This is a genomic window from Rhizobium zaerense, assembly GCF_051810725.1.
Lineage (GTDB): Bacteria > Pseudomonadota > Alphaproteobacteria > Rhizobiales > Rhizobiaceae > Rhizobium > Rhizobium leguminosarum_I.
Genome location: NZ_JBPWQY020000003.1, coordinates 119,620 through 146,046 on the forward strand (window position 1 = coordinate 119,620; position 26,427 = coordinate 146,046).

Sequence of the window (26,427 nt, forward strand, 5' to 3'; positions counted from 1 at the left end):
GCAATCGGTATGCCGCCGCACGGCTTTGCAAAGGAAACTCCGACGCCATATTCTCGCCTTGACGGCGACCGCTTCCCGAAGTTCATTCAAGCGCTATGGTGTAGGAAAACAAGGGCGAGCATGGGACAAGATACAAGCTACCTTCTAGAACGGATGACGATTGTCGGTGATCTGGAGGCTGCCTCCTTCGTTCCCTGGATCCGGCGTCATGCCGCCAAGCTTGGCCTCTCGCACACCATATCTCATACGAGTTCCATGCGGATCGAACTTGAGGTTGCTGGGCCGGAGGAGTTGATCGACATGCTGGAGATGGGATGCTCTCTCGGGCCTATCGACGTGTGGGTCGAGGGGATAGATCGAACGGCGATCAGCGGCGAAAGGACCTAGTCCGGGCTCTCGCGCATTTCATCGGTGCATATTATTTACTCAATGTTGCCAATGCGAAATAATTATGCAAACCTGATAAGGTTGCGGCGGAATAGCCTCGGCGCCGATGCGGGACGTGCTCGGCAAGCAATTGGCTTTGTTTGGGAATTCTAGTCATGCCTTCCGATACGACGGGCTTTTGGACGCCAGTCGCCCTTTCCCGGGATTTGCCGGCCGGAACCGTCATGCCGGCTTGGACGGCAGCCGGATCGATTGCCTTGTGGCGCAGCGCTTCGGGGCGCATATCGGCATCGGCGGATCGCTGTCCGCATCGCGGCATGCGCTTGTCTCACGGCTTCGTGCGCGGCGAGGCGCTTTCCTGCATCTATCACGGCTGGAGCTATGGCCAGGCCGGAAACTGCCTGCGCATTCCGGCCCATCCGGGGCTGATGCCGCCGGAAACCATCCGCGTCGCTACCCATGATGTCGAGGAAGCGGGCAGCGTGATCTGGGTGGCGGTGGGCACGCCCGCATCGAAGCCGCCGGGGCTCGAGGGCCTCATTCCCCTGCGCTCCCTGACGGCGTTCGCCGGCATCGCCGCGATCGAGGCGGCGGCCGGCGGCAAGGCGAGCCCTGATGGTCTTGTCGAGATCGACACACCCGCCGGGGCCGTCTGTCTGCTATTATCCGCCCAAGACGACGGACAGACGCAGATCCATGTGCTGCTGAAGGGTGATGCCGGCCTCGCGGCGGGTATCGGAGCTTCACGGGCCGCCGAGAGCCTGCGCCGCCGGGCCGAGGGTCTTCAGAAAAGGGAGATCGCGCAATGACCATGCAGGCGATGATCGACGAATGGTATCCGGTCGGGCTTTTCAGCCAGCTCGACAGCACCGGCCGCACGACGGCGCTGATGGGCGCGCCGATCGAAGTGGCGCGCGATGCCGATGGCAATGCGCAGGTGACGGGCGAAGACGGCCGCGTTCTGCCGGTGCGTGTACGTTACGGTCATGTCTGGTCCTCCCTCGGCCAGCCGAAGAAGGAACTTTTTCCCATTCCCGAGGCCGACCAGCCCGGTCGCCGCTTCGTCGATGTCGGCGTGGTGCGGGTGCGCTGCTCGCCGCTGCGTGCCGTCGAGAACTTCCTCGACATCGCCCATTTCCCCTTCGTCCACACCGATATTCTCGGCGCAGAGCCGCATACGGAGGTCCAGAACTACAAGGTCGAGATCCGCGAGGAAGAAGACGAGGTCTGGGCGACGCAGGTGAAGTTCTACCAGCCGCAGGCCTCGAAGTCGGCAAGCGGCGGGATCACCACGGAATACATGTACCGCGTGCCGGCGCCCACCTGCTCGGTGCTCTACAAGACCTGCCCGCCGCGCCCGAGCGAATGGGATGTCATCACGCTCTTCGTGCAGCCGCTGGCCGAGGACCTGTGCGACGTCTGGCCGTGGATGGCGCTCTTCGACGACGAGACCGCGATGACCGACCTCATCCACTTCCAGCAGACGATCTTTCTGCAGGATCGTTCGATCCTCGAAAACCAGATTCCGCGGCTGCTGCCGCTCGACCCCGGCATGGAAATCCCGACGCGGGCCGATCTGACATCGATCGCCTACCGGCGCTGGCTGAAGCGTCACAACTATACCTACGGCGCACAGCTGGTGGCGCAATGAAGCTCTACGACTACATTCTCTCGCCCAGTTGCTACAAGGTGCGCCTGATGGCGGCGCTGACCGGCGTGAAGCTTGACCTGCGCCCGGTGGATTTCCATCCCGGCGCCGAGCATCGCGGCCCCGAGCTGCTTGCACTCAACCCGGCAGGCTCCATTCCGATCCTAGCCGATGGCGACCTGATCCTGACGGAATCGTCGGCGATCCTCGTCTATCTTGCCGCCAAGGCAGCACCCGAATGGCTCGGCGGCGGCAAGGCGGAGGAAGCGGCGCGGGTGCAGCAATGGCTGTCCTTCTCCGGCCGGCTGACGGCAAGTCTCGGGGCAGCGCGGCTCCATGAGATGCTGCTGCGGCCGGGCGATATCGGCGCGCTGCAGGCTCAGGGCATCGCCGCCCTCCGCGAGCTTGAAGCCGGGCTTGTGGAGCAGGGCCTTCGCGGCATGCGCTTCCTCGCCGCCGACCGGCCGACAATTGCCGACATCGCCTGCTTTCCCTATGTGGCGCTGGCGCCCGATGGGGGCGTCACGCTGGATGCTTATCCTGCGATCCGGCTCTGGTCCCGGGCGCTGCGCGCCCTCGACAAATTTATCGAGATGCCAGGTATTCACCGGCTGCACGAGTTGAAGCCCGAACCTCATATCGAACCGGGCGAGGCGTGAGATGGCTGGATATCTCCTGAAGAACTGCGCGGCCGTGATTGTCGACGAGGGCAAGGGACCGGCCGTCCATCGCAATGTCGATCTCCTGACCAGCGGTCCGGCGATCGTGGCGATCGGCGAAAATCTGGGGGCGGACGCACTGCCTGCCGGCACCACCGTGCAGGATGCTGCCGGCTGGTTTGTCTATCCGGGCCTCGTCAACACCCATCATCACTTCTTTCAGTGTTTCGTACGCAACCGCGCCGATCTCGACTGGACGAAGCTCTCGGTGATCGAGTGGCTGGACCGCATCTACCCGATCTTTTCGCAGCTCAACGAGGCGTGCTTTTATCACTCCTCCGTCACGGCGATGGCCGAGATGATCAAGCATGGCTGCACCACGGCCTTCGACCACCAGTACAATTTCCCCCGGCACGCCGGGAAGCGGCTGATCGACCGTCAGTTCGAAGCAGCCGAGCTGCTCGGCATGCGTTTCCATGCCGGCCGCGGCGGCAACACCCTGCCGAAGTCGGAAGGTTCGACCATCCCGGACGAGATGCTGGAAACGACCGACGAGTTCATCGCCGACTGCGTCCGGCTGATCGACACCTATCATGATACGAGCCCCTTCAGCATGCGCCAGGTCGTGGTCGCGCCCTGCCAGCCGGTCAACTGCTATCGCGAGACCTTCGTGGAATCGGTGGCGCTGGCGCGTGATCGCGGCGTCATGATGCATACCCATGTCGGCGAAGGCGAAAGCCCGGTCATCCAGGCTCGCCACGGCATGCGCACGGTCGAGTATCTGGAAGAACTTGGCTTTGCCGGGACCGATGCCTTCTATGCCCATTGCTGGGAGCTCACCCACGACGAACTCAGGACAATGGCCGCCAGCGGCACCGGTGTCGCGCATTGCCCGGAACCGGTCTATCTGGTCGGCGCTGAGGTCACGGACATTCCCGCCATGGCCGCCTTCGGCCTGCGCATCGGCCTCGGCTGCGACGGCGCTGCCTCCAACGACAACTCCAACCTGATGCACTGCCTGCATTCCGCCTACATGCTGCAATGCCTCGTCGCCTCCGGCCGCGCCCATCCCGTGCCGCCGCCGGTCGATTTCCTCGGCTACGGTACGTCAGGCGGGGCCAGCCTGCTCGGCCGGCGCGATATCGGCCGGCTCGCGCCGGGCATGGCCGCCGACCTGTTTGCGATCGACACCCGCCGCATGGACTACGTCGGCACGCGGCACGATCCGCTGAGCCTGATTGCCCGCGTCGGCATCGGTATGGCGACGGACATGACCATGATCAATGGCCGCATCGTCTGGCAGAAGGGCGAATTTCCCGGTCTCGACGAGGCCAAGCTGGCTGCCGATGCCGAGGCCGCACTATCCACCGTGGAATTTTAAAAGAACCAAAAGAGGGAACTGAGAATATGACCAAACTGACCCGTAGAAACCTGATGACGGCCGCTGCCGCCACCGGCCTTGCCGGCGTGCTCGGCAGCCGCCTTGCTTTGGCCGCCGACGAGCCGCTCGGCATCACGCTCGTCGTACCGTCGCCGATCGGCGACGTCGGCTGGGGACATGCGCTTGCCGCCGGTCTCGAGCCGATCAAGGCCGCTTACGGCGACAAGGTCAAGGTCACCGTGCTTGAGAATATCGCGGAAGGCCCGGATGCCGACCGCATCATGAACAAGACCGTCGCCGACGGAAACAAGTTCCTGGTCGCCGGCTCTTTCGGTTATCAGAACGGCGCCTTGCAGATCGCCCGCCGCGATCCGAGCGTCACGGTCCTGCACGCCTCCGGCTTCCAGGTTGCTCCGAACTTTTCGCCGTTTGCCGCCAAATATTTCCAGGGCACCTATCTGCTCGGTATGGCTGCCGCGGCACTTTCCAAGACCGGCAAGCTGGGTTCCGTCTCCGCCTTCGCCATTCCCGAACTGATCACCTCCATCAACGCCTTCACTCTCGGCGCCCGGGCCGTCAAGCCCGATATCGAAGTCTCGGTCGTCTGGGTGAACTCCTGGTTCGACCCGGCCAAGGAGCAGGAAGCCGCCAAGGCGCTGATTGCGCAGAAATGCGACGTGATCTTCTCCAACGCCCAGGACACGCCGTCCGTCATCTCGGCCTGCGAGGAAGCCGGCGTCTACGCCTTCAACCTCAACTCCTCGATGAAGAAATACGCACCGAAAACCTATCTTGGATGCATCTCGACTGACTGGTCGCCGTTCTTCAAGGCTTCGGTCGACGCCCATCTCGCCGGCACGTTCAAGGGCGCCAATGCGTTCCTCGGCGTCGCCGACAAGGTCGTCGAAGTGGTCGACTGGAGCCCGGATGTTCCGGCTGACGTGATGACCAAGATCAAGGCGATCGAGGCAAAGATCGCCGACGGCAGCTTCTCGCCTTTCACCGGGCCGATCATCAAGGCCGACGGCAGCGAAGGTGTCGCATCGGGTGCGGCCATGGCCGACGCCGAAATCATTGCCATGAACTGGCACGTCAAGGGCGTGTCCACGCCGCTGCCGAAATAAGTGATGACGACCCCGCTTCTGTCGCTGCGCGGCATTTCGAAGAGCTACGGCCAGATCCATGCCAATCAGGCGATCGATCTGGACGTGGCGCCGCGATCGATCCATGCGATCCTCGGCGAAAACGGGGCGGGAAAATCGACGCTGATGAAGCTGATCTACGGTGTCGAGCAACCGGACGACGGAGACATCGTCTGGGAAGGAGAACCCTTGCGCCTTGCCTCCCCTGCCGAGGCGAGGCGCCACGGCATCGGCATGGTCTTCCAGCACTTTTCGCTGTTCGAGACCTTGACCGTCCTGGAGAATATTCGGCTGGTCGTGCCGGGTCGCAAGGCTGAGCTCAAGGACCGCATTCGGACGCTTGGACGGGAGTTCGGCCTTGAGGTCGACCCGCTCGCCCATGTGCATGCGCTATCCGTCGGCGAGCGGCAACGGGTGGAGATCGTCCGAAGCCTGATGACCAATCCGAAGCTTTTGATCCTCGACGAGCCGACCTCCGTCCTGCCGCCGCAACTGGTGGAGAAGCTCTTCGACACGCTGCGTCGGCTGCGCGACGGCGGCGTTTCCATCCTGTTGATCTCCCACAAGCTCGAGGAAATCCGGGCGATCTGCGATCGGGCGACGATCCTTCGCGGCGGACGGGTGACCGGGGATGTCGACCCGCGTGACCATGATGCCCATGACCTTGCCCGCATGATGATCGGCCGCGATATGCCCGCTCCCATCTCGGCGCTGCCGCTGTCCGGCGGTGAAAAGCGGCTGGAGATCATCGGTTTGGACTACCAGCCCGACGATCCCTTTGCCGTGCCGCTCTCCGGCATCAGCCTTGAAGTGCGTGCCGGCGAAATCCTCGGCATCGCCGGTATTTCGGGCAACGGCCAAAGCGAGCTTGCCGTGTTGATTTCGGGCGAAACGGTACTGGGGCGCGACCAACGCGACCGGATCTACATGATGGGAATGGATGTCGGCAGGCTCGATGCCGCCGCGCGGCGGACGCTCGGATTTGCTTTCGTGCCGGAAGACCGGCTCGGACGCGGCGCCGTGCCCGAAATGTCGCTCGCCCTCAATAGTCTGCTGACGGCCCATCCGCTCAAGCTTTTGCGGCACGGTCTCGTCGACAGGGCGCGGGCGTTGGCGTTCACCAAGGATTGCATCCGTCAGTACGATGTCCGCACTTCAGGCCCGGATGCGGAAGCCGGCACTCTATCGGGTGGCAATCTGCAGAAGTTCATCGTTGGCCGCGAAATCATGCTGTCTCCGAAATTGCTTTTCGTGGCGCAGCCGACCTGGGGCGTCGATATCGGCGCCGCATCCGCCATCCGCAGCCGTCTGCTCGCATTGCGCAATCAGGGCATGGCGATCCTCGTCATCTCCGAAGAGCTGGAAGAACTCTTTGAGCTCTGCGATTCCATCCAGGTGCTGCATCACGGCCGGCTCAGCCCGCCGCTCGCGACACGGGACACGAAGCCCGAGGAGATCGGCCGATACATGATCGGGGCGCAAGCCTCGCCCGAGAAAGTCCAGTGATGAGTGCTTGGTCCCTTGCTTTCGTTCCCACCCTGGTCCGCCGGGAGCGCGCCTCGCTTGCTGCGACCTTGCTGGCGCCCGTCATGGCACTTGTCATAGCGATCACGCTCAACCTCGGCCTATACATCTTGATGGGTCGCGACCCTGTCGCGGTCGTTTATGCGATGCTTTTCGAGCCCTTCCTTTCCTGGGCGTCGTTTTCGGAGGTGCTTTTAAAGGCCGGACCGCTCCTTCTGATTGCACAGGGGCTGGCGATCGGCTTTCGCGCCAAGGTCTTCAACATCGGCGCCGAGGGCCAGTTCATACTCGGCGCGATCTTCGCCTCTGCCATTCCGGTCTGGTTTCCGCAGGCGACGGGCCAGTGGATCTGGCCGGCAATGCTGCTGCTCGGTGCAATCGGCGGCGCATTTTGGGCTTCTCTCACCGCCTTCTGGCGCGTGCGCCTCAACGCCAACGAGATTCTCGTTTCGTTGATGCTGAGCCTCGTTGCGACACAGCTGCTGAATTATCTGCTGCTCGGCCCCTGGAAGGATCCGAACGGCTTCAATTTCCCCCAGTCGGTAATGTTCCAGTATGATGCGATGGTGCCTACCCTGATTGCCGGTACCCGCGTCAATGTCTCGTTCCTCATCACGCTGGCTTTGTCGGTTGCGGCCTGGGTCTTCATGCAGAGGAGCTTCATCGGTTACAAGCTGCAGGTCGGCGGTCTGGCGCCGCGGGCTGCCGGCTATGCCGGCTTCAGGGAAGGTTGGGCGATCTGGCTTTCGCTGCTGATCGGCGGCTTTGCAGCGGGCCTTGCAGGAGCTGCCGAAGTCGCCGGTCCGCTCGGCCAGCTGCAGCGTTCGGTCGCGAGCGGCTATGGCTATGCGGCCATTATCGTCGCCTATCTCGGCGGCCTGCATCCGATCGGCATCGTGATCTCGGGGCTGGTCATGGCGGTCATCTATATCGGCGGCGACAATGCCATGGTCTCGGCCAACTTGCCGATCGCCGCCGTCCGTGTCTTCCAGGGCAGCCTGCTGCTCGCCTATCTGATCGCCGTCGCCTTCGTGCGCTATCGCCTTGAATGGCGCCGCGCCGCCCACCGGAGCCCGTCATGAACGCCATCGAGTTCATTCTTGCCGGCATGCTTGCGGCTGCGACACCGTTTCTTCTCGCAGCCCTTGGCGAGCTGGTGGCCGAACGCGCCGGCGTCCTCAATCTCGGGGTCGAGGGATTGATGGCCTTCGGTGCCGTGCTCGCCTTCATTATCGTCTACCAGGGCGGCGGACATCTCCTGGGTTTCGTCGCAGCCGGGCTCGGCAGCGCTGTCCTTTCGCTGCTCTTCGCCTTCGTCACGCTGGGATTCCGGGCAAACCAGGTGGCGGCGGGCCTTGCCATCGGCATTCTCGGCCAAGGCCTTTCCGCGCTCTTCGGCAAGACCTATGAAAGCCTCACGGTCAGGGGGCTTCCAAAGCTTGCTCTTCCGGGGCTTTCGGAATTGCCGGTTATCGGTGGCCTTTTCCTCCAGGACATCGTCGTCTGGATTTCACTCGCCGCGACCCTCGCCTTGTGGGCGATATTTTCATACACCAAGCTTGGCCTCATTGTCCGCGCCGTCGGCGAGAACCCGAAGGCTGCCCACGCCATCGGCTATTCGGTAATCTCAGTCCGCGTCCTCGCCATCGCCTTCGGCGGCGCGATGGCCGGCTTCGCCGGCGCCTACGCGTCGGTGGTCTACACCCCGCTCTGGGCTGACGGGATGATCGCCGGGCGTGGCTGGATCGCGATTGCCCTCGTCGTCTTCGGGACTTGGCTCACCGGCCGTATCTTTCTCGGCGCCTGCCTCTTCGGCGCGGTGTCGCTGATGGGGCTTGCAGCCCAGGCAACCGGACTTGACGTTCCCTCGCAGCTGCTCTCGAGCCTGCCGTATCTCGTCACGATCATCGTGCTCGGCATCATCTCCGCCGACCGTCGTCTGCTGAAACTGAACGGCGTGGCATCGCTTGGCGAACCATTCGAGCGATAAAGACGCGCGGCGCTGCAACGCGTCGGCGAAGAAGCCTGTGGTCAGCCGCGATCGCGTTTCTTGCGGCCGTGCGCCTCAAATTGGACGAGCAGCGACTTGAGTTCGATCTCGCGAACGCGTCTTGCTGCTTCATCGGGGCTCACCCATTCGAGAATACGCTGACCCCGCTCCTTGAAATCGCCGCTGATGTCCGTGACTTCAATCTGAAACATGTCGACGATACAGGGCGCCACATCGCCATTGTCGAGTTCTTTGAGATAGGTATAGCGGCCGACCGGCTTCTTCTTCACCACCCCGCGCACGCCTGCCTCCTCCCAGGCCTCGATTGCTGCTGCTTCGAAAGGCTTTTTCCCTTTCATCGGCCACCCTTTCGGGATGATCCAGCGTGCGCTCTCGCGCGATGTGATCACCAGGATTTCGACCCCGGATCCGCCATTGCCGTGGCGGAAGCAAAGTGCGCCGTATTGTTGACGGAATGCGCCGGCGAACAGCGTTTCAGGAACAGCAGCGAGCTGTCGCAGCAGTGGCTGGGACTTGTCCGGTCGAGGCTTCCTGCCCTTTTTGCTAGGCGTCATATCGATTGAGCTGCCGAATTTGCTTGTTGCTTCAATTGCCTGAGCGTGTTTATGACACATTTATGACAATCGGCCGCACGAGGAAGGTTCGCAGGCATGATGAGCATTTTTCGCAAGCTGATGCCACGGGAAGACAGATTCTTTGAAATGTTTTCCAAACACTCGAAGACCGTCGTTGCCGCGGCGCACGCCCTCGATCAACTCCTGAAGGGCAATGACGTCGAGAAAAACTGCGAACGCATCGTCACATTGGAAAACGAGGCGGACGACGTCACGCGTGACGTTCTTCTTGCCGTTCGACGAAGCTTCATCACGCCCTTCGACCGCGGTGACATCAAGGACCTCATTCAGTCGATGGATGATGCGATCGACATGATGCACAAGACAGTCAAGACGATCCGCTTGTTCGAGCAAACGAGCTTCGATCCGCTCATGCAGGAGATGGGCAGTGAAATCGTCAAGGCGGCAAATCTTGTCGCGGAAGCAATACCCCTCCTCGACCGATTGGGAGCCAATGCGCAGCGCCTGGCGGCCATCGCGGAGGAGGTTACCCGAGTGGAGGGACGTTCCGATGAACTCCACGACCAGGGTTTGAAAGATCTGTTTATGCGTCATGGCGCCCGCGGCAATGCGATGGCCTACATGATCGGAAGCGAAATCTACGGAGAGCTGGAGAAAGTTGTCGACCGCTTCGAGGATGTCGCCAACGAAATCAGCGGCATTCTCATCGAGAACGTCTGATGGATGCCTCCCTCGCTCTGCCGCTGCTGGTCGGCCTGGTCGTCGTCGCCCTGTTCTTCGATTTTCTCAATGGTCTGCATGACGCGGCCAATTCGATTGCCACGATCGTCTCGACCCGCGTCCTGCGGCCACAATATGCGGTCGTCTGGGCGGCGTTCTTCAATTTCATCGCATTCCTGTTCTTCGGCCTGCATGTGGCTGAAACACTGGGGACCGGCATCATCGATCCTGCGATCGTTTCGCCCCAAGTGATCTTCGCCGCGCTGATGGGCGCGATCATCTGGAATATTCTGACCTGGATTTTCGGTATTCCATCGAGCTCGTCGCATGCGCTTGTCGGTGGGCTGGTGGGGGCCGGTCTGGCAAAGGTGGGCTTCAGCTCGATCGTCTGGAACGGACTTCTAAAGACCGTCGGTGCTATTTTCCTGTCGCCAGCCATCGGATTTCTGCTTGCCCTGGTGCTGGTGCTCGCCGTCTCCTGGCTATTCGTCCGGCAAACGCCGTTTGCCGTGGATCGGACATTTCGCACCATGCAGTTCGTATCCGCTTCGCTCTATTCGCTTGGCCATGGCGGCAACGATGCGCAGAAGACGATGGGCATCATCGCGGTGCTCTTGTTCAGCCAGGGATATCTCGGCCCGACATTCTACGTGCCGTTCTGGGTGGTCATTTCCTGCCAGTCGGCAATGGCTCTCGGTACGCTCTTTGGCGGATGGAGGATCGTTCATACCATGGGATCGAAGATCACCCGGCTCAACCCCATGCAAGGTTTCTGCGCAGAGACCGGCGGAGCGTTGACACTCTTCGGAGCGACGTGGCTCGGTATTCCCGTTTCGACGACGCATACCATCACCGGAGCAATCGTTGGAGTGGGCGCGGCTCGTCGTGTCTCCGCCGTGCGCTGGGGATTGGCTGGCAACATCGTGATAGCCTGGATCGTCACGATGCCGGCGGCTGCAGCAATATCCGCAGCCTTCTACGGCCTCGTCTCTTTGCTGCAATGAATGAGATGACGGCGAGGCAATCGCCACGCATTGACCTTCCCCTCTTGAGCTTTCCGGCTGGCATTACCGACAGAATAAGGCGCGTAGAATCCACTCTGCGGTCTGCGTGGTCGCTACTGCCATATTGCGTGCACTGCACAAATAGAACGCTCTCATGGCCGCGATTACTTAGCAGTCGCACAAAATAAAAGCAGAAAATAACAAAGCCTAAGAAATAGGCATTCGTCAATTCTTCGCATTTTTCCTTTTGGTTCATGCCGTTACCATTTCCTCTGGAATTGGCACACTGTTTGCAAGTCCTAAGACGCATCGGTCAATGGCGACCGGCGCGGATAGGCGCGGCATAAGCGCCTACAATAGACACCGACGTCGCAAGGTTTTTGCTCCGGGATTCTCCCATCCCCTGGACGCAATTTCCGGCGGCGTTTTTTTGTGTCCAAATTCAGCCAGCAGAGGGAACTTGCGCATGACAAAGAATTTGCAGACTGGGATTTTTACAACCGGCATGACCCGCCGCAGCATGCTCAAGACGACCGCAGCGGCTGCCCTCATCGGCGCTGTCAAGACGGCCTTTCCGTCCGGCGCCTTCGCAGCCGGAGCAGGCCCTGAAGTGACAGGCGTCAAGCTCGGCTTTATCGCGCTCACGGATTCCGCGCCGCTGATCATCGCCAAGGAAAAGGGCTTTTTCGACAAGCATGGCCTTCCGGAAACGGATGTGGCCAAACAGGCCTCCTGGGGTGCGACCCGCGACAATCTCGTGCTGGGCGGCGCGGCAAACGGCATCGACGGTGCGCATATCCTGTCGCCGCTCCCCTATCTCATGCATACCGGCAAGGTGACGCAGAACAATAAACCGGTGCCGATGGCGATCCTCGCCCGGCTCAACCTCGACAGCCAGGGTATTTCCGTCGCCAAAGAATATGCCGAAACCGGCGTGCAGCTCGATTCCTCCAAGCTGAAGGCCGCATTCGAGAAAAAGAAGGCGGAGGGCAAGGAGATCAAGGCCGCCATGACCTTCCCGGGCGGCACCCATGACCTCTGGATCCGTTACTGGCTCGCCGCCGGCGGTATTGATCCGAACAAGGACGTTTCGACCATCGTCGTGCCGCCGCCGCAGATGGTTGCCAACATGAAGGTCGGCAACATGGACGTCTTCTGTGTGGGCGAACCGTGGAATGAGCAGCTCGTCAACCAGGGCATCGGCTTTACCGCAGCCACCACCGGCGAGCTCTGGAAGGGTCATCCTGAAAAGGCGCTCGGACTGCGCGCCGACTGGATCGAAAAGAATCCCAATGCTGCCAGGGCCCTGCTGATGGCCGTCATGGAGGCCCAGCAATGGTGCGAAAGCATGGACAACAAGGCGGAGATGGCTGACATTCTCGGCAAGCGCCAATGGTTCAACGTTCCGACGAAGGACGTACTCGGCCGCCTCAAGGGCGACATCAATTATGGCAATGGCCGCGATGTCAAAGCCACCGACCTCTATATGAAGTTCTGGAAAGACGGCGCCTCCTATCCGTTCAAGAGCCACGATACCTGGTTCATGACGGAAAACATCCGCTGGGGAAATCTGCCGGCGAGCACCGACATCAAGGCGCTGGTCAACCAGGTGAACCGCGAAGACATCTGGCGCGAGGCCGCCAAGGATCTCGGCGTCGCGGCGGCCGATATTCCCGCATCGTCTTCCCGCGGCAAGGAGACGTTCTTCGACGGCAAGGTCTTCGATCCGGAAAATCCCTCCACCTATCTCGACAGCCTTTCGATCAAGGCGGTCTCCTGACCCGCTCCGGCGCGCTCCGGCGCGCCGGCCTTTCATGCACGTGAGGAGCACGTTGATGTCCGCCCTGGCCAATAAAGAAAACCCCTCCACGGCCGCCTCTGCCAAGCTGGCGGCAAAGGTTCTGCCGTTTTCCGGCAAGCATGGATCGCGGATCGATTTTCGTCGAGCGGCACTGACCGCCCTTCGCAATGTCGTTCCGCCAATCGTCGTGCTGGCACTCATCCTGCTCGTCTGGCAGGTGCTCTGTTCGTCGGCGGACGCGTCTTTGCCCTCGCCGCATCGGGTCTGGCAGGATAGCTATGACCTGATCGCCTATCCGTTTTTCAACTACGGCTCCCAGGATATCGGGCTCGGCTGGCGCGTGCTCGTTTCGCTGCAGCGCGTTCTCTATGGCTTTGGGCTTGCAGCAGTCACAGGCGTCATCATCGGTGCGATCATCGGTCAGTCGGTCTGGGCGATGCGTGGCCTCGATCCGATCTTCCAGGTGCTGCGTACGGTTCCGCCGCTCGCCTGGCTGCCGCTGTCGCTCGCAGCCTTCCAGGATTCCAACCCCTCGGCGATCTTCGTGATCTTCATCACTTCGATCTGGCCGGTGATCATCAACACTGCCGTCGGCGTCCGCAATATCCCGCAGGATTACCGCAATGTCGCCGAGGTGCTGCGCCTCAACCAGTTCGAGTTTTTCTGGAAGATCATGCTGCCTTCGGCAGCGCCTTACATCTTCACCGGCCTCAGGATCGGCGTCGGCCTCTCCTGGCTCGCCATCGTCGCGGCCGAAATGCTGACGGGCGGCGTCGGCATCGGCTTTTTCATCTGGGACGCATGGAACTCGTCGCGCCTTCCGGACATCATCGTCGCGCTCGCCTATATCGGCATCGTCGGCTTCGCCCTCGACAAGCTGGTGGCAGCACTCGGCAAACTGATCACCCGCGGCGCCATGGCCAACTGAGGAACGCACCTATGAACGCCTATCTGAAGCTTGATCATATCGACAAACATTTCGATCGGGGCGGCGTGCGCGCCGAGGTCCTGAAGGACATCAACCTGACGATTTCCGCGGGCGAATTCGTCTCGATCATCGGCCATTCGGGCTGCGGCAAGTCCACCCTGCTCAACCTCATCGCCGGCCTGACCCCGGTATCGGCAGGCGCCGTGCTGCTTGAAAACCGTGAGGTCAACGGACCCGGTCCGGACCGTGCCGTCGTCTTCCAGAACCACTCGCTGCTGCCCTGGCTGACCGTCTACGAGAACGTCAATCTCGCCGTCTCCAAACTCTTCAGCCGAACGAAGACCAAGGCCGAGCGGCATGCGTGGGTGATGGCCAACCTCGACCTCGTGCAGATGGCGCATGCGAGGGATAAGCGGCCTTCGGAAATTTCAGGCGGTATGAAACAGCGCGTCGGCATCGCCCGCGCGCTTGCAATGGAGCCGAAGATCCTGCTGCTCGACGAACCCTTCGGCGCGCTCGATGCCCTGACCCGCGCCCATCTGCAGGACGCGGTGATGGAAATCCACGCCCGGCTTGGCAACACGATGGTGATGATCACCCATGATGTCGATGAGGCGGTGCTGCTGTCCGATCGCATCGTGATGATGACCAACGGCCCGGCAGCCCGCATCGGCGAAGTGCTCGACGTAACTATGCCCCGTCCCCGCCATCGCATCGAACTCGCATCCGACCGGACATATCTCAAATGCCGTGAAGCTGTGCTGAAGTTCCTCTACGAACGCCACCGTTTCATCGAAGCGGCGGAGTAGAGACCGGGACATTATTTCGGCGTTTGCCGGCTGTGGTTTTCGCGCCCTCTTTACTCCCCAGGCGTTGCAAATACCGCGCTGGCATCGCTGACAATTTCCACATGGGAATATGCCGCCTGCCCTGCGGCGGCGGCGTCAGCGCGCATGATCGCGGTGACGATCCGGCCGTGCTCCTCATAGGATTTTGCCAGACGCCCGGGCAGGCGGAACTGCGCCCGCCGGAAGGGCGCGAGCCGCGCCCGTGTCTGCGTCACCATCTCGAAGACATGGTCATTATGCGCGCCACGATAAAGCCGGGTGTGGAATTCGGTGTTGTGAGCCGAATATTCTTCTTCGGCACCGGCATGCACGAGCCTCATCGATCCGCGATGCTCCAGCTCCAGAGCGCGCCGCTCGTCGACCGTCATACGCTCGGCCGAGAGCCTGGCGCAGATTGCTTCGAGTTCCGCCATCGCTTCGAACATCGAATGCAGATAGGCTTCGGTGACGTTGGTCACGACGGCACTGCGGTTTGGCTCTCGCGCGACCAATCCCATGGCGCCCAGCTCACGCAGAGCCTCGCGCACCGGGGTGCGCGAAACGTCGAAACGAACCGCGAGCGATACCTCGTCCAACTTCGCGCCCGGCAGCATTTCACCTGTGACGATCATGTCGGCAATCGCCCGCACCATCTGTTCGACGGTGGTTCCGGTACGGATCACTTCTCTGCGCCTGGGCTGCTTCACGATACGAATCTGCTCACATCAACACTCTGCATACAGATGACGTTCGAGACTGGATAAGTCAAATCGGGCGGCGAAGATATTGTTAAATGTTCACTTTCTGATGCAGGAGATACCTCGGGTAACTCGACGTTGTGCCAACTACGCAGTCACAATGAACAAGAAATACCTATTGATTACTTTTTACGCAAGAATTCGATCAATCTGTATGCACTTTGCAACATGCAAATCTTGCGGTAACGGATAAACTATAAAAAACAACAGATTAGTTTCTGGCACATGCATTGCATGCACTTTTCTGTACCCGTTCACAACCGGCCCAGCGCCGCAAGGAGCATTTCCGATGACCAAACTCCTTTCCATGAACCGCCGCAATTTTCTCCAGGCTTCTGCTGCCGGTGCGCTTGCCGGCGCCATGCCGGGCCTGATCGCCTCCTCCGCCGCTGCCCAAACCGCGCTGACCGTCGGCTTCATCTATGTCGGCCCGAAGGACGACTATGGCTACAACCAGGCGCATGCCGAAGGTGCGGCCGTCATCAAGGCGATGCCTGGTGTAACGCTGGTCGAAGAAGAGAACGTGCCGGAGACCGTCGACGTCCAGAAGACGATGGAATCCATGATCAACCTGGATGGCGCGACCCTGCTCTTTCCGACCTCCTTCGGCTACTTCGACCCGCACATGCTGGCCGTGGCCGGCAAACATCCCGACATCCAGTTCCGCCACTGCGGCGGCCTCTGGCAGGAAGGCAAGAACCCGGCCAACACGGGCTCCTATTTCGGCTATATCTTCCAGGGCCAGTATCTGAACGGCGTTGCCGCCGGCCATGCGACGAAGAGCAAGAAGATCGGCTTCGTCGCCGCCAAGCCGATCCCGCAGGTTCTGCAGAATATCAACGCCTTCCTGCTTGGCGCGCGCACAGTCGATCCTGGCATCACCTGCCAGGTGATCTTCACCGGCGAATGGTCGCTCGCCGTCAAGGAGGCCGAAGCCACCAATGCGCTGGTCGACCAAGGCGCCGACGTCATCACCTGCCACGTCGACAGCCCCAAAGTGGTCGTCGAGACGGCTGCCGGCCGCGGCGCCTTCGTCTGCGGCTATCACGCCAACCAGAGCCCGCTTGCGCCCGAAAAATACCTCACCGGCGCCGAATGGGCCTGGGGCAACGTCTACGGCGACTTCGTCAAGAAGGCGCAGGCCGGCGAAAAGCTCGGCAACTTCGTGCGTGGCGGCCTGAAGGACGGCTTCGTGAAGATGAGCGCGCTCGGTCCCGGTGTGTCCGCGGAGGGCCGCAAGGCCTTCGAAGCCACGCAGGCCGAGATGATGAAGGGCGGCTTTTCGGTCTTCAAGGGACCGTTGAAGGACAACAAGGGCGACACCGTCGTGGCTGCCGGCAAGAGCTACGCCGAAGACGCGATCGAGCTCGAAAGCATGAATTATCTGGTCGAGGGCGTTGTCGGGTCCACGGCGTAAACCGCGAAGGGAGAAGCGCCATGACCATCGAGGCCAATGATCCCGCAATAGTCATCGCGGAAAAACCGGCTTCCTTGCGCCCCGTCCTCGAATGGATCGCGCGGCGGGCCGAGCCTGTTGTCATCGGCCTCACGGCCATTCTGATCGGTCTTGCGCTCTTCTCCCTCTTCATCCTGGCGGTCGGCAAGTCGCCGGCCACTCTCTTCCAACTGATGTACACCGGCGGCTTTGGCAGCTGGTTTTCGGTGCAGAACAGCTTAAGTCGTGCCGCACCCCTTCTCCTGACGGCACTCTGCGTCGCCCTGCCCGCCCGTCTCGGCCTCGTCATCATCGGCGGGGAAGGAGCGGTCGTGCTGGGCGGCGTTGCTGCCGCGGCCATGGCTCTGCCGCTCGCCGGCACTGCGCCTGTCTTCCTCACCCTCATTCTGATGGCGATCGCCGCCATGGTGGTCGGCGGCATCTGGATTGGCCTTGCCGGTTTTCTGCGCCACTATCGCGGCGTCAACGAAACCATCTCGTCGCTGCTGCTCTCCTATATAGCCATTGCCCTGATGAACCAGTTCGTCGAAGGGCTGCTGCGCGATCCGGCAAGTCTCAACAAGCCGTCGACCAGGCCACTGCCGGCGGAATACATGCTCGGCAATATTCCCGGCATGGACGTACATTGGGGCCTGGTCATCGGCATCCTCGCCTGTGTGGTCTCCTGGATTGTGATCGAGGCCACGAGCTACGGTTTTGCCGCCCGCATCGCTGGCGGCAACGTGCGCGCCGCCCAGATCCAGGGACTGCCGGTCGGCAAGCTGATCGCCGGATTTACCGCGCTTGCCGGCAGTTTTGCCGGTCTGGCGGGCATGATCGAAGTGGCGGCGGTGCAGGGAAGTGCCAATGCCTCGCTTGCAGCCGGCTACGGTTATACCGGCATCCTCGTCGCCTTCCTCGCCAGGCACAATCCGCTGGCGATCATTCCGGTGGCGATCCTGCTCGGCGGCATCGACGCCTCGGGCGGCCTCATCCAGCGGCGCATGGGCCTGCCGGATGCGACGGTTCTGGTGCTGCAGGGCACGCTCTTCATCGTCATTCTGTTCTGCGAGACCTTCTACGGCCGCTTCAAGATCTTCAATCCCGACCTCTGGAAAAGGAGCCTCTGATGGAAGAGACAGGCATCGGCATCTGGGGCGTGCCGCTGGCAATCTTCGCGGGCGCCATCCGCGTTTCCACCCCCTTCATCTTCGTCAGCCTCGGCGAGACCATCACCGAACGTTCCGGTCGCATCAATCTCGGCCTGGAAGGCACGCTCGTCTTCGGCGCCATGACGGCCTATGCGGTGGCTGTCATGACCGGCTCGCCGACCCTCGGCGTGCTCGCCGCAATGGTGGCAGGCTCGATCTTCGGGCTGATCCATGGCTGGATCTGCAAGTTCCCGAAGGTCAACGACATCGCCATCGGCATCGCTATGATGCAGTTCGGTCTCGGTATGGCGTTTTTCCTCGGCAAATCCTTCATCCAACCGGTGGCCCCGAAACTGCCCTCGATCGCGCTCGGCGGCTGGTCGAGCAGTCCGCAGATCCAGGCGGCGCTCAATATCAACGTGCTGTTCTTCATCGGCGCGGCCCTTGCGCTCTTTCTGTTCTGGGCCTTCAAGAATACAAGGATCGGCCTGATTCTGCGCGTCGTCGGCGACAGCACCGACGCGGCCCGGGCGATGGGCATCCATCCGGACCGGGTTCGCCTGCTGGCGACGGCCGCCGGCGGCTCGCTGGCGGCAATCGGCGGCGCCTATCTCTCGCTCTACTATCCGGGCTCCTGGAACGAAGGCATTTCGTCGGGCCAGGGCCTGATGGCCGTGGCCCTCGTCATCTTCGCCCGCTGGAACCCGATCGGCTGCTTCCTCGCTGCCCTGCTTTTCGGCGGTGCCGGCGCGCTCGGCCCGGCGCTGCAATCGGTCGGCGTCACACAAGGCTACTACCTTTTTTATGCCGCACCTTACGTGCTCACCCTCGTCATCCTGATCGCCACCTCCTCGCCCACCCGCTCGCTCGCCGGTGCGCCGGGCGCGCTGTCGCTCACGAAATAACGGAGCTTGGCGATGAACGGACTTGGCGGCCTCAACAAATCCGAACACGGCGTCGGCATCGGCCTCGTTCAGCTCCAGCTGCCGGTGACCGTCACCAAAGCGGACTTGGCAAAACAGACGCAGGTGATCGTCGATTTGGTGGCCAAGGCGCGGCGCAACCAGCCGGGCATGGACCTTGTCGTCTTTCCCGAATACGCGCTGCACGGCCTTTCCATGGACATCAATCCGGAGATCATGTGCACGCTCGACGGGCCGGAGGTCGCAGCCTTCAAACAGGCCTGCAGCGACAACCGGATCTGGGGCTGCTTCTCGATCATGGAGTTGAACCCTGGCGGCATGCCCTACAATTCCGGCATCGTCATCGACGACCAGGGCGAGCTGAAGCTCTATTACCGCAAGATGCATCCCTGGATCCCCGTCGAGCCCTGGGAGCCCGGCGATCTTGGCATCCCTGTCATCGAGGGCCCGCGGGGCGCCAAGCTCGCGCTGATCATCTGCCATGACGGAATGTTCCCGGAGATGGCGCACGAATGCGCCTATAAGGGTGCCGAAATCATGATCCGCACCGCCGGCTACACGGCGCCGGTCCGCGATGCCTGGCGCTTCACCAACCAGGCCAATGCCTTCTGCAACCTGATGGTTACCGCCAATGTCTGCATGTGCGGCTCGGACGGCACGTTCGATTCGATGGGCGAAGGCATGATCTGCAATTTCGACGGCACGATCATCGCTCACGGCACCTCCGGCCGGCCGAACGAGATCATCACCGCCGAGGTGCGTCCTGACCTGGTGCGCGAGGCCAGACTCGGCTGGGGCGTGGAGAACAATATCTACCAGTTCGGCCATCGCGGCTATGTCGCCGTTGCCGGCGGCGCAAAGGATGCGCCCTACACCTACATGCACGACCTTGTCGCCGGCAAATACCGCCTGCCATGGGAAGACGAGGTAAAGGTCAAGGACGGCACGTCCTGCGGATTTGACAAGCCGATGCGCCGCTACGGCGAACCCCTCAAACCTGCCGCGGAATAGGAGAGAGAATGATGGACGCGATGGTCGAAACCAAACGGCATTTTATCGACGCCGATCCGTATCCGTGGCCCTATAACGGCGCTCTGAGGCCGGACAATACCGCCCTCATCATCATCGACATGCAGACCGATTTTTGCGGCAAGGGTGGCTATGTCGACCATATGGGCTACGACCTGTCGCTGGTGCAGGCGCCGATCGAACCGATCAAGCGCGTGCTGTCCGCCATGCGGGCCAAGGGCTACCACATCATCCACACCCGCGAGGGCCACCGCCCCGATCTCGCCGATCTGCCGGCCAACAAACGCTGGCGCTCGCAGCGGATCGGCGCCGGCATCGGCGATCCCGGCCCCTGCGGCCGCATCCTGACGCGCGGCGAACCCGGCTGGGACATCATCCCCGAGCTCTATCCGATCGAAGGCGAGACGATCATCGACAAGCCCGGCAAGGGTTCGTTCTGCGCCACCGACCTCGAACTCATCCTCAACCAGAAGCGCATCGAAAACATTATCCTCACAGGCATCACCACCGATGTCTGCGTCTCGACGACGATGCGCGAGGCGAACGACCGCGGCTACGAATGCCTGCTGCTGGAGGACTGCTGTGGTGCGACCGACTACGGAAACCACCTCGCCGCCATCAAGATGGTGAAGATGCAGGGCGGCGTCTTCGGCTCCGTCTCCAATTCCGCGGCTCTAGTCGAGGCGCTACCCTGATGCCGTCATTGCGTGCCCATGTCTTTCGCGTGCCAGCCGACGGCCCCGATGACGTTGCCGGCGTCGAGGCGCTCTTTGCCAGCGGCCTTCAGGCGAACAACATCGTCGCCGTTCTCGGCAAGACGGAAGGCAACGGCTGCGTCAATGATTTTACCCGCGGTTATGCCACCCGCAGCTTCGAGGCATTGTTCAGTAGATATGGCGTCGACGGCGTCTCGATCATCATGTCCGGCGGCACCGAGGGTGCGCTCTCGCCGCATTGGACGGTTTTTGCGCGTGAAACCGTAGAAACCCCGGGCGAACGGGCGCTGGCCATTGGTGTGTCGCGTACCCCCGCGCTGCCCCCCGAACATCTCGGGCGCCGGGAACAGATCCTGCTCGTTGCCGAAGGCGTGAAGTTCGCGATGAAGGATGCCGGCATCGATGATGCTACCGATGTCCATTTCGTGCAGATCAAGTGCCCGCTGCTCACCTCGCGCCGGATTGCCGAAGCAGAGGCCGCTGGCAGGACGGTCGCAACCCACGACACGCTGAAATCCATGGGCCTCTCGCGCGGCGCTTCGGCTCTCGGCGTCGCCGTGGCACTCGGTGAAATCGATGCGGCGTCGATCGGCGATGCCGACATCTGCACACGTTTCGATCTCTTTTCCCGCTGCGCCTCAACCTCGTCCGGGGTCGAACTCACCGATCACGAAGTCATCGTCCTCGGCATGAGCGCAAAATGGTCCGGTCCGCTGTCGATCGACCACGCGGTCATGCGGGATGCGATCGACGCGCATTCCGTCAGGCAAGCCCGCGAACGCCTGCCGGAAAACAGCCGGCTGGCAGCGGTTCTCGCCAAGGCCGAGCCGGACCCGTCCGGCAGGATCGGCGGCAGGCGCCACACGATGCTCGATGACTCGGATATTGCAGGCACCCGCCATGCCCGTGCCTTCGTCGGCGGCGTTCTCGCCGGCATCTTCGGCATTACCGATCTCTATGTGTCCGGCGGCGCCGAACACCAGGGTCCGTCCGGCGGCGGTCCCGTCGCCATCATCGTCGAAAAGGAGCAATGAAGTGAGCACAGTCCGCGACACGCCCCTTCCGCAAGCCGGCAAGGCCGTCGGCATCGAGACGCTCGATATGACCATGCGTTTCGGCAGCTTCACCGCGCTCGACAACGTCTCGATCGCCGTTCCGGCTGGGTCTTTTCACGCGCTTCTCGGCGAAAACGGCGCCGGCAAGTCGACGCTCGTCAAATGCATCATGGGCTTCTATCACGCAACGTCAGGCTCGTTGTCGGTCGACGGCCGCGAGGTGGCGGTCGCCTCACCCAAGGATGCCGCAGCCTATGGGCTCGGCATGGTCTACCAGCATTTCACACTGGTTCCCTCGCTGACAGGTGCGGAAAACCTGGTCATCAGCCGTACCGAAGTACCCGCGGTAATCAACTGGGCCAGGGAACGCAAGGATCTGGCGGGGTTCATGGAACGCATGCCGTTCAAGATCCCGCTCGACAGGCCGGTGAGCGAGCTTGCCGCCGGCGAAAAGCAGAAGCTCGAAATCGTCAAGCAGCTCTATCTCGGCCGCTCCTTCCTCGTGCTCGACGAGCCGACCTCGGTGCTGACGCCGGCCGAAGCCGATGAGATGCTCGGCATCGTCCGCGGGATGACCGAGCGCGGCGAGCTCACAGTGCTGATGATCTCCCACAAGTTCCACGAGGTGACGAAGTTCGCCGATGCCGTCTCGATCCTGCGGCGCGGCAAGCTGGTCGGCACCGGCAAGGTCGGCGAGCTCTCCACCGCCGAGATGGCGGCGATGATGATCGGCGACGTCAAGCTCGCCGAGCTCGACAGCCGTCTGCCGGTGGCGGAAGCGGCCAAATCCGTGCTCACTGTAAGCCAGGTGAAAGCTCCGGATCGCTCCGGCTTGAAGACGATCGAGATCGACGCGCTTACGGTCCGCTCCGGCGAGATCGTCGGCGTCGCCGGCATATCGGGTAACGGCCAGAAGGAACTGGCGGAAATTCTGGCCGGCCAGCGCCTGACCGATAGCGGCCAGGTCATGGTCAATGGCGAGACTTACGGCGCCACCCGTGACGAGACCCGCAAGAACAGGGTGCGTTTCATCCCGGAAGAGCCGTTGCAGAATGCCTGTGCGCCGAAGATGACCGTGAGCGAGAACCTTGCGTTCCGCACCTTCGACTTGAAGCCGGACGGCACGGACGCGGTCTGGCTGAACAAGGGCAGCATGAAGAAGCGTGCCTCGGCGCTGATCTCCGACTTCAAGGTCAAAACGGCTTCTTCCTCCTCGCCGATCGCAGCGCTTTCGGGCGGCAACGTGCAGCGAGCAGTGCTCGCCCGCGAACTGACCGGCGATGTCGATCTGCTGATCGTCTCGAACCCCTGTTTCGGCCTCGATTTCTCCGCCGTTGCCGAAATCCGCGCCCGCATCATGAAGGCCCGCAATTTGGGTGCCGCCGTGCTGCTGCTCTCGGAAGACCTCGACGAACTGCTCGAGATGTCCGACCGCATCATGGTCATTTCGGAAGGCAAGCTGGTTTACGAGACACCGGCGCTCTCGGCCGATATCGGCGTGATCGGTGCCCACATGGCGGGGCATCACTGATGGCTGAGATCAAAGCCGAACCTTTCGCCTTTCCGGTGAAGCACGCCGAGCTCGCCCTCATCGTCATCGACATGCAGCGCGATTTCGCCGAGCCCGGCGGCTTCGGTGCAAGCCTCGGCAATGATGTCAGCCGCATCACCAGGATCGTGCCCGATGTCAAACGCCTCATCCAGGGCTTCCGCAATGCCGGCCTGCCTGTGATCCATACGATGGAGTGCCACCGGCCTGATCTCTCCGACCTGCCGCCGGCGAAACGCGATCGCGGCAATCCGTCGCTCAGGATCGGCGACGAAGGCCCGATGGGCCGCATCCTGATCTCGGGCGAACCCGGCACGGCAATTCTTCCGGAACTCGCTCCTGTGAAGGGCGAAACCGTCATCGAAAAACCCGGCAAGGGCGCCTTCTACGCGACCGACCTCGGCACCGTGTTGCAGCGGAAGGGTATCAAACAGCTCGTCTTTGCCGGTGTCACTACCGAAGTCTGCGTGCAGACGACGATGCGCGAAGCAAACGACCGCGGCTATGAATGCCTGCTCGCCGAGGAGGCGACGGAAAGTTATTTCCCCGAATTCAAAGCCGCCGCCATCGCCATGATCCGCGCCCAGGGCGCGATCGTCGGGTGGACCGCCCATGTCGACGACATTCTGGAAAGCATCGCCCATGCCTGAAACGACCCGCGAACGCCTGACGTCAGGCGGCTGGAAGGAGTTGGAATTCGGCCCTTTCCGCGATGCTGTCACCATTCACTGGATCCGCCCCTTCGAGGGCGATCAGCCGGGCGTGGCGCTGTTGAAATATGAGCCCGGCGCCTCCGTTCCCCGCCATCGCCACGAGGGGCTCGAGACCATTCTGGTGCTCGATGGCGTTCAATCCGACGAGACGGGCGATTACACTAGCGGCAGTTATATCGTCAATGCGCCGGGCAGCGAACACTCGGTCTGGAGCGATACCGGCTGTGTCGTGCTCATCCAATGGGACCGGCCCGTCAAAATATTCGAAGACGAAATTTCCTGAACCCGACGCGATGATCCGGAAGGAAATGAACGTCACAGCAGCATCGAGGCGCCACGATCGATATAGGTGTCCAGAAATTGTTCGAGGCGAGGATTTCTCGGCCGTTTGAAGACGTCCTGCGGCGGGCCGGTAAACAGCACCTTGCCGTGATCGAGAAAGACGATCTGCTGGCCGACGGTTGCGGCAAATCCGATCTCGTGGGAGACGACGACCATCGTCATGCCCTCGGCGGCGAGATCGCGCATGACGTTCAGCACTTCGCCGGTCAGCTCGGGATCGAGTGACGACGTCGGCTCGTCAAACAGCATGATCTTCGGGTTGAGGGCAAGCGCCCGGGCGATGGCAACGCGCTGCTGCTGCCCTCCCGAGAGCTGCGACGGATAATGCCCTGCCCTGGCCTCGAGGCCGACCTTGACGAGTTGGGCCATTGCCCGCTCCTCGGCATCCTTGCGGCTCATCCTGTGAACCGTCTTCAGTGCTTCGCTGACATTGCCGAGCGCCGTCATATGCGGCCAGAGATTGAACTGCTGAAAAACCATGCCGATCTGCGATCGGATTCGCCTGTTCGCCGCCGCCGGCACCCGCTCGCGGACGCCCTTGGCGTTTTCCGCAAAACCAAGCACCTCGCCGTTGACGGCAATCGTTCCCTTGGTCGATTCCTCGAGAAAGGCCATGCAGCGCAGCAGCGTACTCTTGCCGGAACCCGACGGGCCGATCACGCAGGAAACCTGTCCCTGCACGATATCGAGGTCGATGCCGTGCAGCACGGTGGAGCCGCCGAAGGTCTTGACGAGATTTTTGACTGCGATCGCAGGAATGCTCATATGTTGAAAAACCTGAATCTGGTGAGTTTCGTTTCGGCGAGATGACCGAGCCAGCCGGTGATTTCCACCAGCACCCAATAAAATAAAGCAAGAACGAAGAGCGCTTCCACGAAAGCATATTGCTGCGAGCCTATGGCGCTCAGCGTCGCCGTCAATTCCGGCACGGTGATGATCGACAGCACGGCCGTCTCCTTCATCAGGATGACCGTCATGTTGACCGAAGGCGGCAGCACCAGCATGGTCATCTCCGGCAGCAATATGCGCCGGACGATCTGCCCTTGTGTCAGGCCAACGCATATCCCGGCCTCGATATGTCCCTTCGGGACGGCGGCAAAGCCCGAGCGGAAGATCTCGCTGAAATAAGCCGCCCCGTAGATGGAAAGGCCGATGACGCCGGCCGGGATCGGATCGAGCGACAATCCGACGAAGGGCCCGCCATAGTAGACGAGGAATATCTGAATCAGGAACGGGGTGCCGCGCAGCACCGCAATGACCATGCCGAATGCCTTGTCCGGGACAACGCCGCCAAAACGCCTGGCAACGGCGACAAGGAATCCGAGCGCGGCAGCGGCCGGCGTAGTGACGATCCAGATGACGATGGTGAGCCATGCGCCGCTGAGGATGTCCGGCAAGTTGCTGACAATCACATTGATGTCGAAGGTCATCGCGGCACTCCCGGCAGGGAGCGTTCGATCAGACCGCCCGCAAGGGCAACGATCCAATTGATGACGAAATAGATCAGGCCGGCGGAAGCGAAAATCTCAAGCGGCAGGAAAGTGCTGCCGGCAAGGTCCTGGGCCATGCGCGTCAACTCGATGACCCCAACGACCGAGACCAGCGAAGACGCCTTCAGGATAAGGATCGCTTCGTTGACGAGTGCTGGAAAGGTCAGCCGCAGGGCGATCGGCGCCTTGATGCGGCGGAAGATCTGGACGGGTGTCATGCCGACCATTTCGCCAGACTCGACAAGGCCCGTGGGAACGCTGGAAAAACCGCCGCGCAGATTTTCAGCCTGGTAGGCTGCAGTACACAGCGACAGACCAACGATCGCCGCAACGATGCTCGGAACGTTGATGTCGATCGCCGGCAGCAGGTTATAGATCAGCAACAGCTGCACCAGCAGCGGTACGCCACGAAAGAAACTGATGAAAATCTTCGCCGGCAGCACCATAAGCCGTTGCTGCGAAAGCAGCATGGCGGAAACAACGATGGCGATCGCAAAACCGATCAGGATAGAAACCACGCTGATCGTCACCGTGTAGATCGAGGCTTGCAGAAGCAGTTCGAAAAGCTTGATGGACATGAGCGGTGTTTGCCTGGGCGCTGCGGCCGTAAACTCTGATGCCACGGCAGATTGCGCCCCGACCAATGGCGGGGCGCGTTC

28 protein-coding genes are annotated in these 26,427 nt (G+C 61.7%); 23 read left to right on the forward strand and 5 right to left on the reverse strand.

Annotated features, from left to right (window positions below; genetic code table 11):
* Positions 1 to 120 precede the first annotated feature (120 nt).
* From ACS4RR_RS26965 to ACS4RR_RS27005, 9 genes are all read left to right on the forward strand, one after another.
* Entirely contained in the window at positions 121 to 387 is a 267-nt protein-coding gene (locus ACS4RR_RS26965) for an acylphosphatase (RefSeq protein ID WP_222293938.1), read from the forward strand.
* A 155-nt stretch (positions 388 to 542) separates the two neighbouring features.
* Positions 543 to 1,196, forward strand: coding sequence for a Rieske 2Fe-2S domain-containing protein (locus ACS4RR_RS26970; RefSeq protein ID WP_222293936.1), 654 nt, complete (start codon positions 543 to 545; stop codon positions 1,194 to 1,196).
* Positions 1,193 to 2,038 (forward strand): aromatic ring-hydroxylating oxygenase subunit alpha, encoded by an 846-nt coding sequence (locus ACS4RR_RS26975; RefSeq protein WP_222293934.1) that lies wholly within the window; start codon positions 1,193 to 1,195, stop codon positions 2,036 to 2,038. Before ACS4RR_RS26970 ends, ACS4RR_RS26975 begins: the two co-directional genes overlap by 4 nt.
* Positions 2,035 to 2,694: a glutathione S-transferase family protein gene (locus tag ACS4RR_RS26980; RefSeq protein WP_407752411.1), complete on the forward strand. Its 660-nt coding sequence runs from the start codon at positions 2,035 to 2,037 to the stop codon at positions 2,692 to 2,694. The genes ACS4RR_RS26975 and ACS4RR_RS26980 overlap by 4 nt, the downstream gene beginning before the upstream one ends.
* Position 2,695: 1 nt before the next feature.
* A complete protein-coding gene (locus tag ACS4RR_RS26985; protein ID WP_222293930.1) occupies positions 2,696 to 4,075 on the forward strand; it encodes an amidohydrolase in 1,380 nt (459 codons plus the stop codon).
* A gap of 26 nt (positions 4,076 to 4,101) precedes the next feature.
* Entirely contained in the window at positions 4,102 to 5,199 is a 1,098-nt protein-coding gene (locus ACS4RR_RS26990) for a BMP family ABC transporter substrate-binding protein (RefSeq protein WP_456190440.1), read from the forward strand.
* Between the two features lie 3 nt (positions 5,200 to 5,202).
* Positions 5,203 to 6,723 (forward strand): ABC transporter ATP-binding protein, encoded by a 1,521-nt coding sequence (locus ACS4RR_RS26995; protein ID WP_456190441.1) that lies wholly within the window; start codon positions 5,203 to 5,205, stop codon positions 6,721 to 6,723.
* Entirely contained in the window at positions 6,723 to 7,823 is a 1,101-nt protein-coding gene (locus ACS4RR_RS27000) for an ABC transporter permease (RefSeq protein ID WP_222293924.1), read from the forward strand. Before ACS4RR_RS26995 ends, ACS4RR_RS27000 begins: the two co-directional genes overlap by 1 nt.
* Positions 7,820 to 8,731 (forward strand): ABC transporter permease, encoded by a 912-nt coding sequence (locus ACS4RR_RS27005; protein WP_456190442.1) that lies wholly within the window; start codon positions 7,820 to 7,822, stop codon positions 8,729 to 8,731. Before ACS4RR_RS27000 ends, ACS4RR_RS27005 begins: the two co-directional genes overlap by 4 nt.
* Positions 8,732 to 8,772: 41 nt before the next feature.
* On the opposite strand, the gene ACS4RR_RS27010 is transcribed toward ACS4RR_RS27005, so the two are convergent.
* Positions 8,773 to 9,306, reverse strand: coding sequence for an NUDIX hydrolase (locus ACS4RR_RS27010; protein ID WP_170255622.1), 534 nt, complete (start codon positions 9,304 to 9,306; stop codon positions 8,773 to 8,775).
* 96 nt (positions 9,307 to 9,402) lie between these two features.
* On the opposite strand from ACS4RR_RS27010, the gene ACS4RR_RS27015 reads away from it, so the two are divergent.
* The 5 genes from ACS4RR_RS27015 to ACS4RR_RS27035 all read left to right on the forward strand — a co-directional run bounded on the left by ACS4RR_RS27015 (position 9,403) and on the right by ACS4RR_RS27035 (position 14,589).
* Positions 9,403 to 10,047, forward strand: coding sequence for a DUF47 domain-containing protein (locus ACS4RR_RS27015; protein WP_222293922.1), 645 nt, complete (start codon positions 9,403 to 9,405; stop codon positions 10,045 to 10,047).
* Complete coding sequence (locus tag ACS4RR_RS27020; RefSeq protein WP_162117552.1) at positions 10,047 to 11,051, forward strand: inorganic phosphate transporter; 1,005 nt, start codon at positions 10,047 to 10,049, stop codon at positions 11,049 to 11,051. Before ACS4RR_RS27015 ends, ACS4RR_RS27020 begins: the two co-directional genes overlap by 1 nt.
* A 466-nt stretch (positions 11,052 to 11,517) precedes the next feature.
* On the forward strand, positions 11,518 to 12,831 hold the full coding sequence (locus tag ACS4RR_RS27025; protein ID WP_170260044.1) for a CmpA/NrtA family ABC transporter substrate-binding protein: 1,314 nt from the start codon (positions 11,518 to 11,520) through the stop codon (positions 12,829 to 12,831).
* Between the two features lie 55 nt (positions 12,832 to 12,886).
* The gene (ntrB, locus tag ACS4RR_RS27030) at positions 12,887 to 13,780 is read left to right on the forward strand and encodes a nitrate ABC transporter permease (protein ID WP_456190443.1); all 894 of its coding nucleotides are present in this window, start codon (positions 12,887 to 12,889) and stop codon (positions 13,778 to 13,780) included.
* Between the two features lie 11 nt (positions 13,781 to 13,791).
* Positions 13,792 to 14,589: an ABC transporter ATP-binding protein gene (locus ACS4RR_RS27035; protein WP_456190444.1), complete on the forward strand. Its 798-nt coding sequence runs from the start codon at positions 13,792 to 13,794 to the stop codon at positions 14,587 to 14,589.
* Between the two features lie 50 nt (positions 14,590 to 14,639).
* Here ACS4RR_RS27035 and ACS4RR_RS27040 read toward each other — a convergent pair whose 3' ends face one another.
* Entirely contained in the window at positions 14,640 to 15,314 is a 675-nt protein-coding gene (locus tag ACS4RR_RS27040; protein ID WP_017968632.1) for a GntR family transcriptional regulator, read from the reverse strand.
* Positions 15,315 to 15,654: 340 nt separating this feature from the next.
* On the opposite strand from ACS4RR_RS27040, the gene ACS4RR_RS27045 reads away from it, so the two are divergent.
* The 9 genes from ACS4RR_RS27045 to ACS4RR_RS27085 are packed head-to-tail and all read left to right on the forward strand — an operon-like array spanning position 15,655 to position 24,219.
* Complete coding sequence (locus ACS4RR_RS27045) at positions 15,655 to 16,782, forward strand: BMP family ABC transporter substrate-binding protein (protein WP_162117555.1); 1,128 nt, start codon at positions 15,655 to 15,657, stop codon at positions 16,780 to 16,782.
* 20 nt (positions 16,783 to 16,802) lie between these two features.
* A complete protein-coding gene (locus tag ACS4RR_RS27050) occupies positions 16,803 to 17,930 on the forward strand; it encodes an ABC transporter permease (protein WP_162117556.1) in 1,128 nt (375 codons plus the stop codon).
* Positions 17,930 to 18,856 (forward strand): ABC transporter permease, encoded by a 927-nt coding sequence (locus ACS4RR_RS27055; RefSeq protein WP_162117557.1) that lies wholly within the window; start codon positions 17,930 to 17,932, stop codon positions 18,854 to 18,856. The genes ACS4RR_RS27050 and ACS4RR_RS27055 overlap by 1 nt, the downstream gene beginning before the upstream one ends.
* 12 nt (positions 18,857 to 18,868) lie before the next feature.
* The gene (locus ACS4RR_RS27060) at positions 18,869 to 19,885 is read left to right on the forward strand and encodes a formamidase (RefSeq protein WP_456190445.1); all 1,017 of its coding nucleotides are present in this window, start codon (positions 18,869 to 18,871) and stop codon (positions 19,883 to 19,885) included.
* Positions 19,886 to 19,896: 11 nt separating this feature from the next.
* The gene (gene biuH / locus ACS4RR_RS27065) at positions 19,897 to 20,598 is read left to right on the forward strand and encodes a biuret amidohydrolase (RefSeq protein ID WP_456190457.1); all 702 of its coding nucleotides are present in this window, start codon (positions 19,897 to 19,899) and stop codon (positions 20,596 to 20,598) included.
* The gene (atzD, locus tag ACS4RR_RS27070) at positions 20,598 to 21,653 is read left to right on the forward strand and encodes a cyanuric acid amidohydrolase (protein WP_260299808.1); all 1,056 of its coding nucleotides are present in this window, start codon (positions 20,598 to 20,600) and stop codon (positions 21,651 to 21,653) included. The genes biuH and atzD overlap by 1 nt, the downstream gene beginning before the upstream one ends.
* A gap of 1 nt (position 21,654) precedes the next feature.
* Positions 21,655 to 23,205, forward strand: coding sequence for an ABC transporter ATP-binding protein (locus tag ACS4RR_RS27075; protein WP_170281822.1), 1,551 nt, complete (start codon positions 21,655 to 21,657; stop codon positions 23,203 to 23,205).
* Positions 23,205 to 23,873: a cysteine hydrolase family protein gene (locus ACS4RR_RS27080; protein WP_170255253.1), complete on the forward strand. Its 669-nt coding sequence runs from the start codon at positions 23,205 to 23,207 to the stop codon at positions 23,871 to 23,873. The genes ACS4RR_RS27075 and ACS4RR_RS27080 overlap by 1 nt, the downstream gene beginning before the upstream one ends.
* Positions 23,866 to 24,219, forward strand: a complete 354-nt coding sequence (locus ACS4RR_RS27085) for a cupin domain-containing protein (RefSeq protein WP_170255254.1) — start codon at positions 23,866 to 23,868, stop codon at positions 24,217 to 24,219. The genes ACS4RR_RS27080 and ACS4RR_RS27085 overlap by 8 nt, the downstream gene beginning before the upstream one ends.
* Positions 24,220 to 24,251: 32 nt before the next feature.
* On the opposite strand, the gene ACS4RR_RS27090 is transcribed toward ACS4RR_RS27085, so the two are convergent.
* From ACS4RR_RS27090 to ACS4RR_RS27100, 3 genes are read right to left on the reverse strand one after another with little or no spacing between them, the layout of a single operon-like run.
* Positions 24,252 to 25,043, reverse strand: a complete 792-nt coding sequence (locus ACS4RR_RS27090; RefSeq protein ID WP_170281821.1) for an amino acid ABC transporter ATP-binding protein — start codon at positions 25,041 to 25,043, stop codon at positions 24,252 to 24,254.
* Entirely contained in the window at positions 25,040 to 25,708 is a 669-nt protein-coding gene (locus ACS4RR_RS27095) for an amino acid ABC transporter permease (RefSeq protein ID WP_170255256.1), read from the reverse strand. Before ACS4RR_RS27095 ends, ACS4RR_RS27090 begins: the two co-directional genes overlap by 4 nt.
* Positions 25,705 to 26,346 carry an amino acid ABC transporter permease gene (locus tag ACS4RR_RS27100; RefSeq protein WP_170281820.1) on the reverse strand — a complete coding sequence of 214 codons (642 nt, stop codon included), beginning with the start codon at positions 26,344 to 26,346 and terminating at the stop codon, positions 25,705 to 25,707. Before ACS4RR_RS27100 ends, ACS4RR_RS27095 begins: the two co-directional genes overlap by 4 nt.
* Positions 26,347 to 26,427 lie beyond the last annotated feature (81 nt).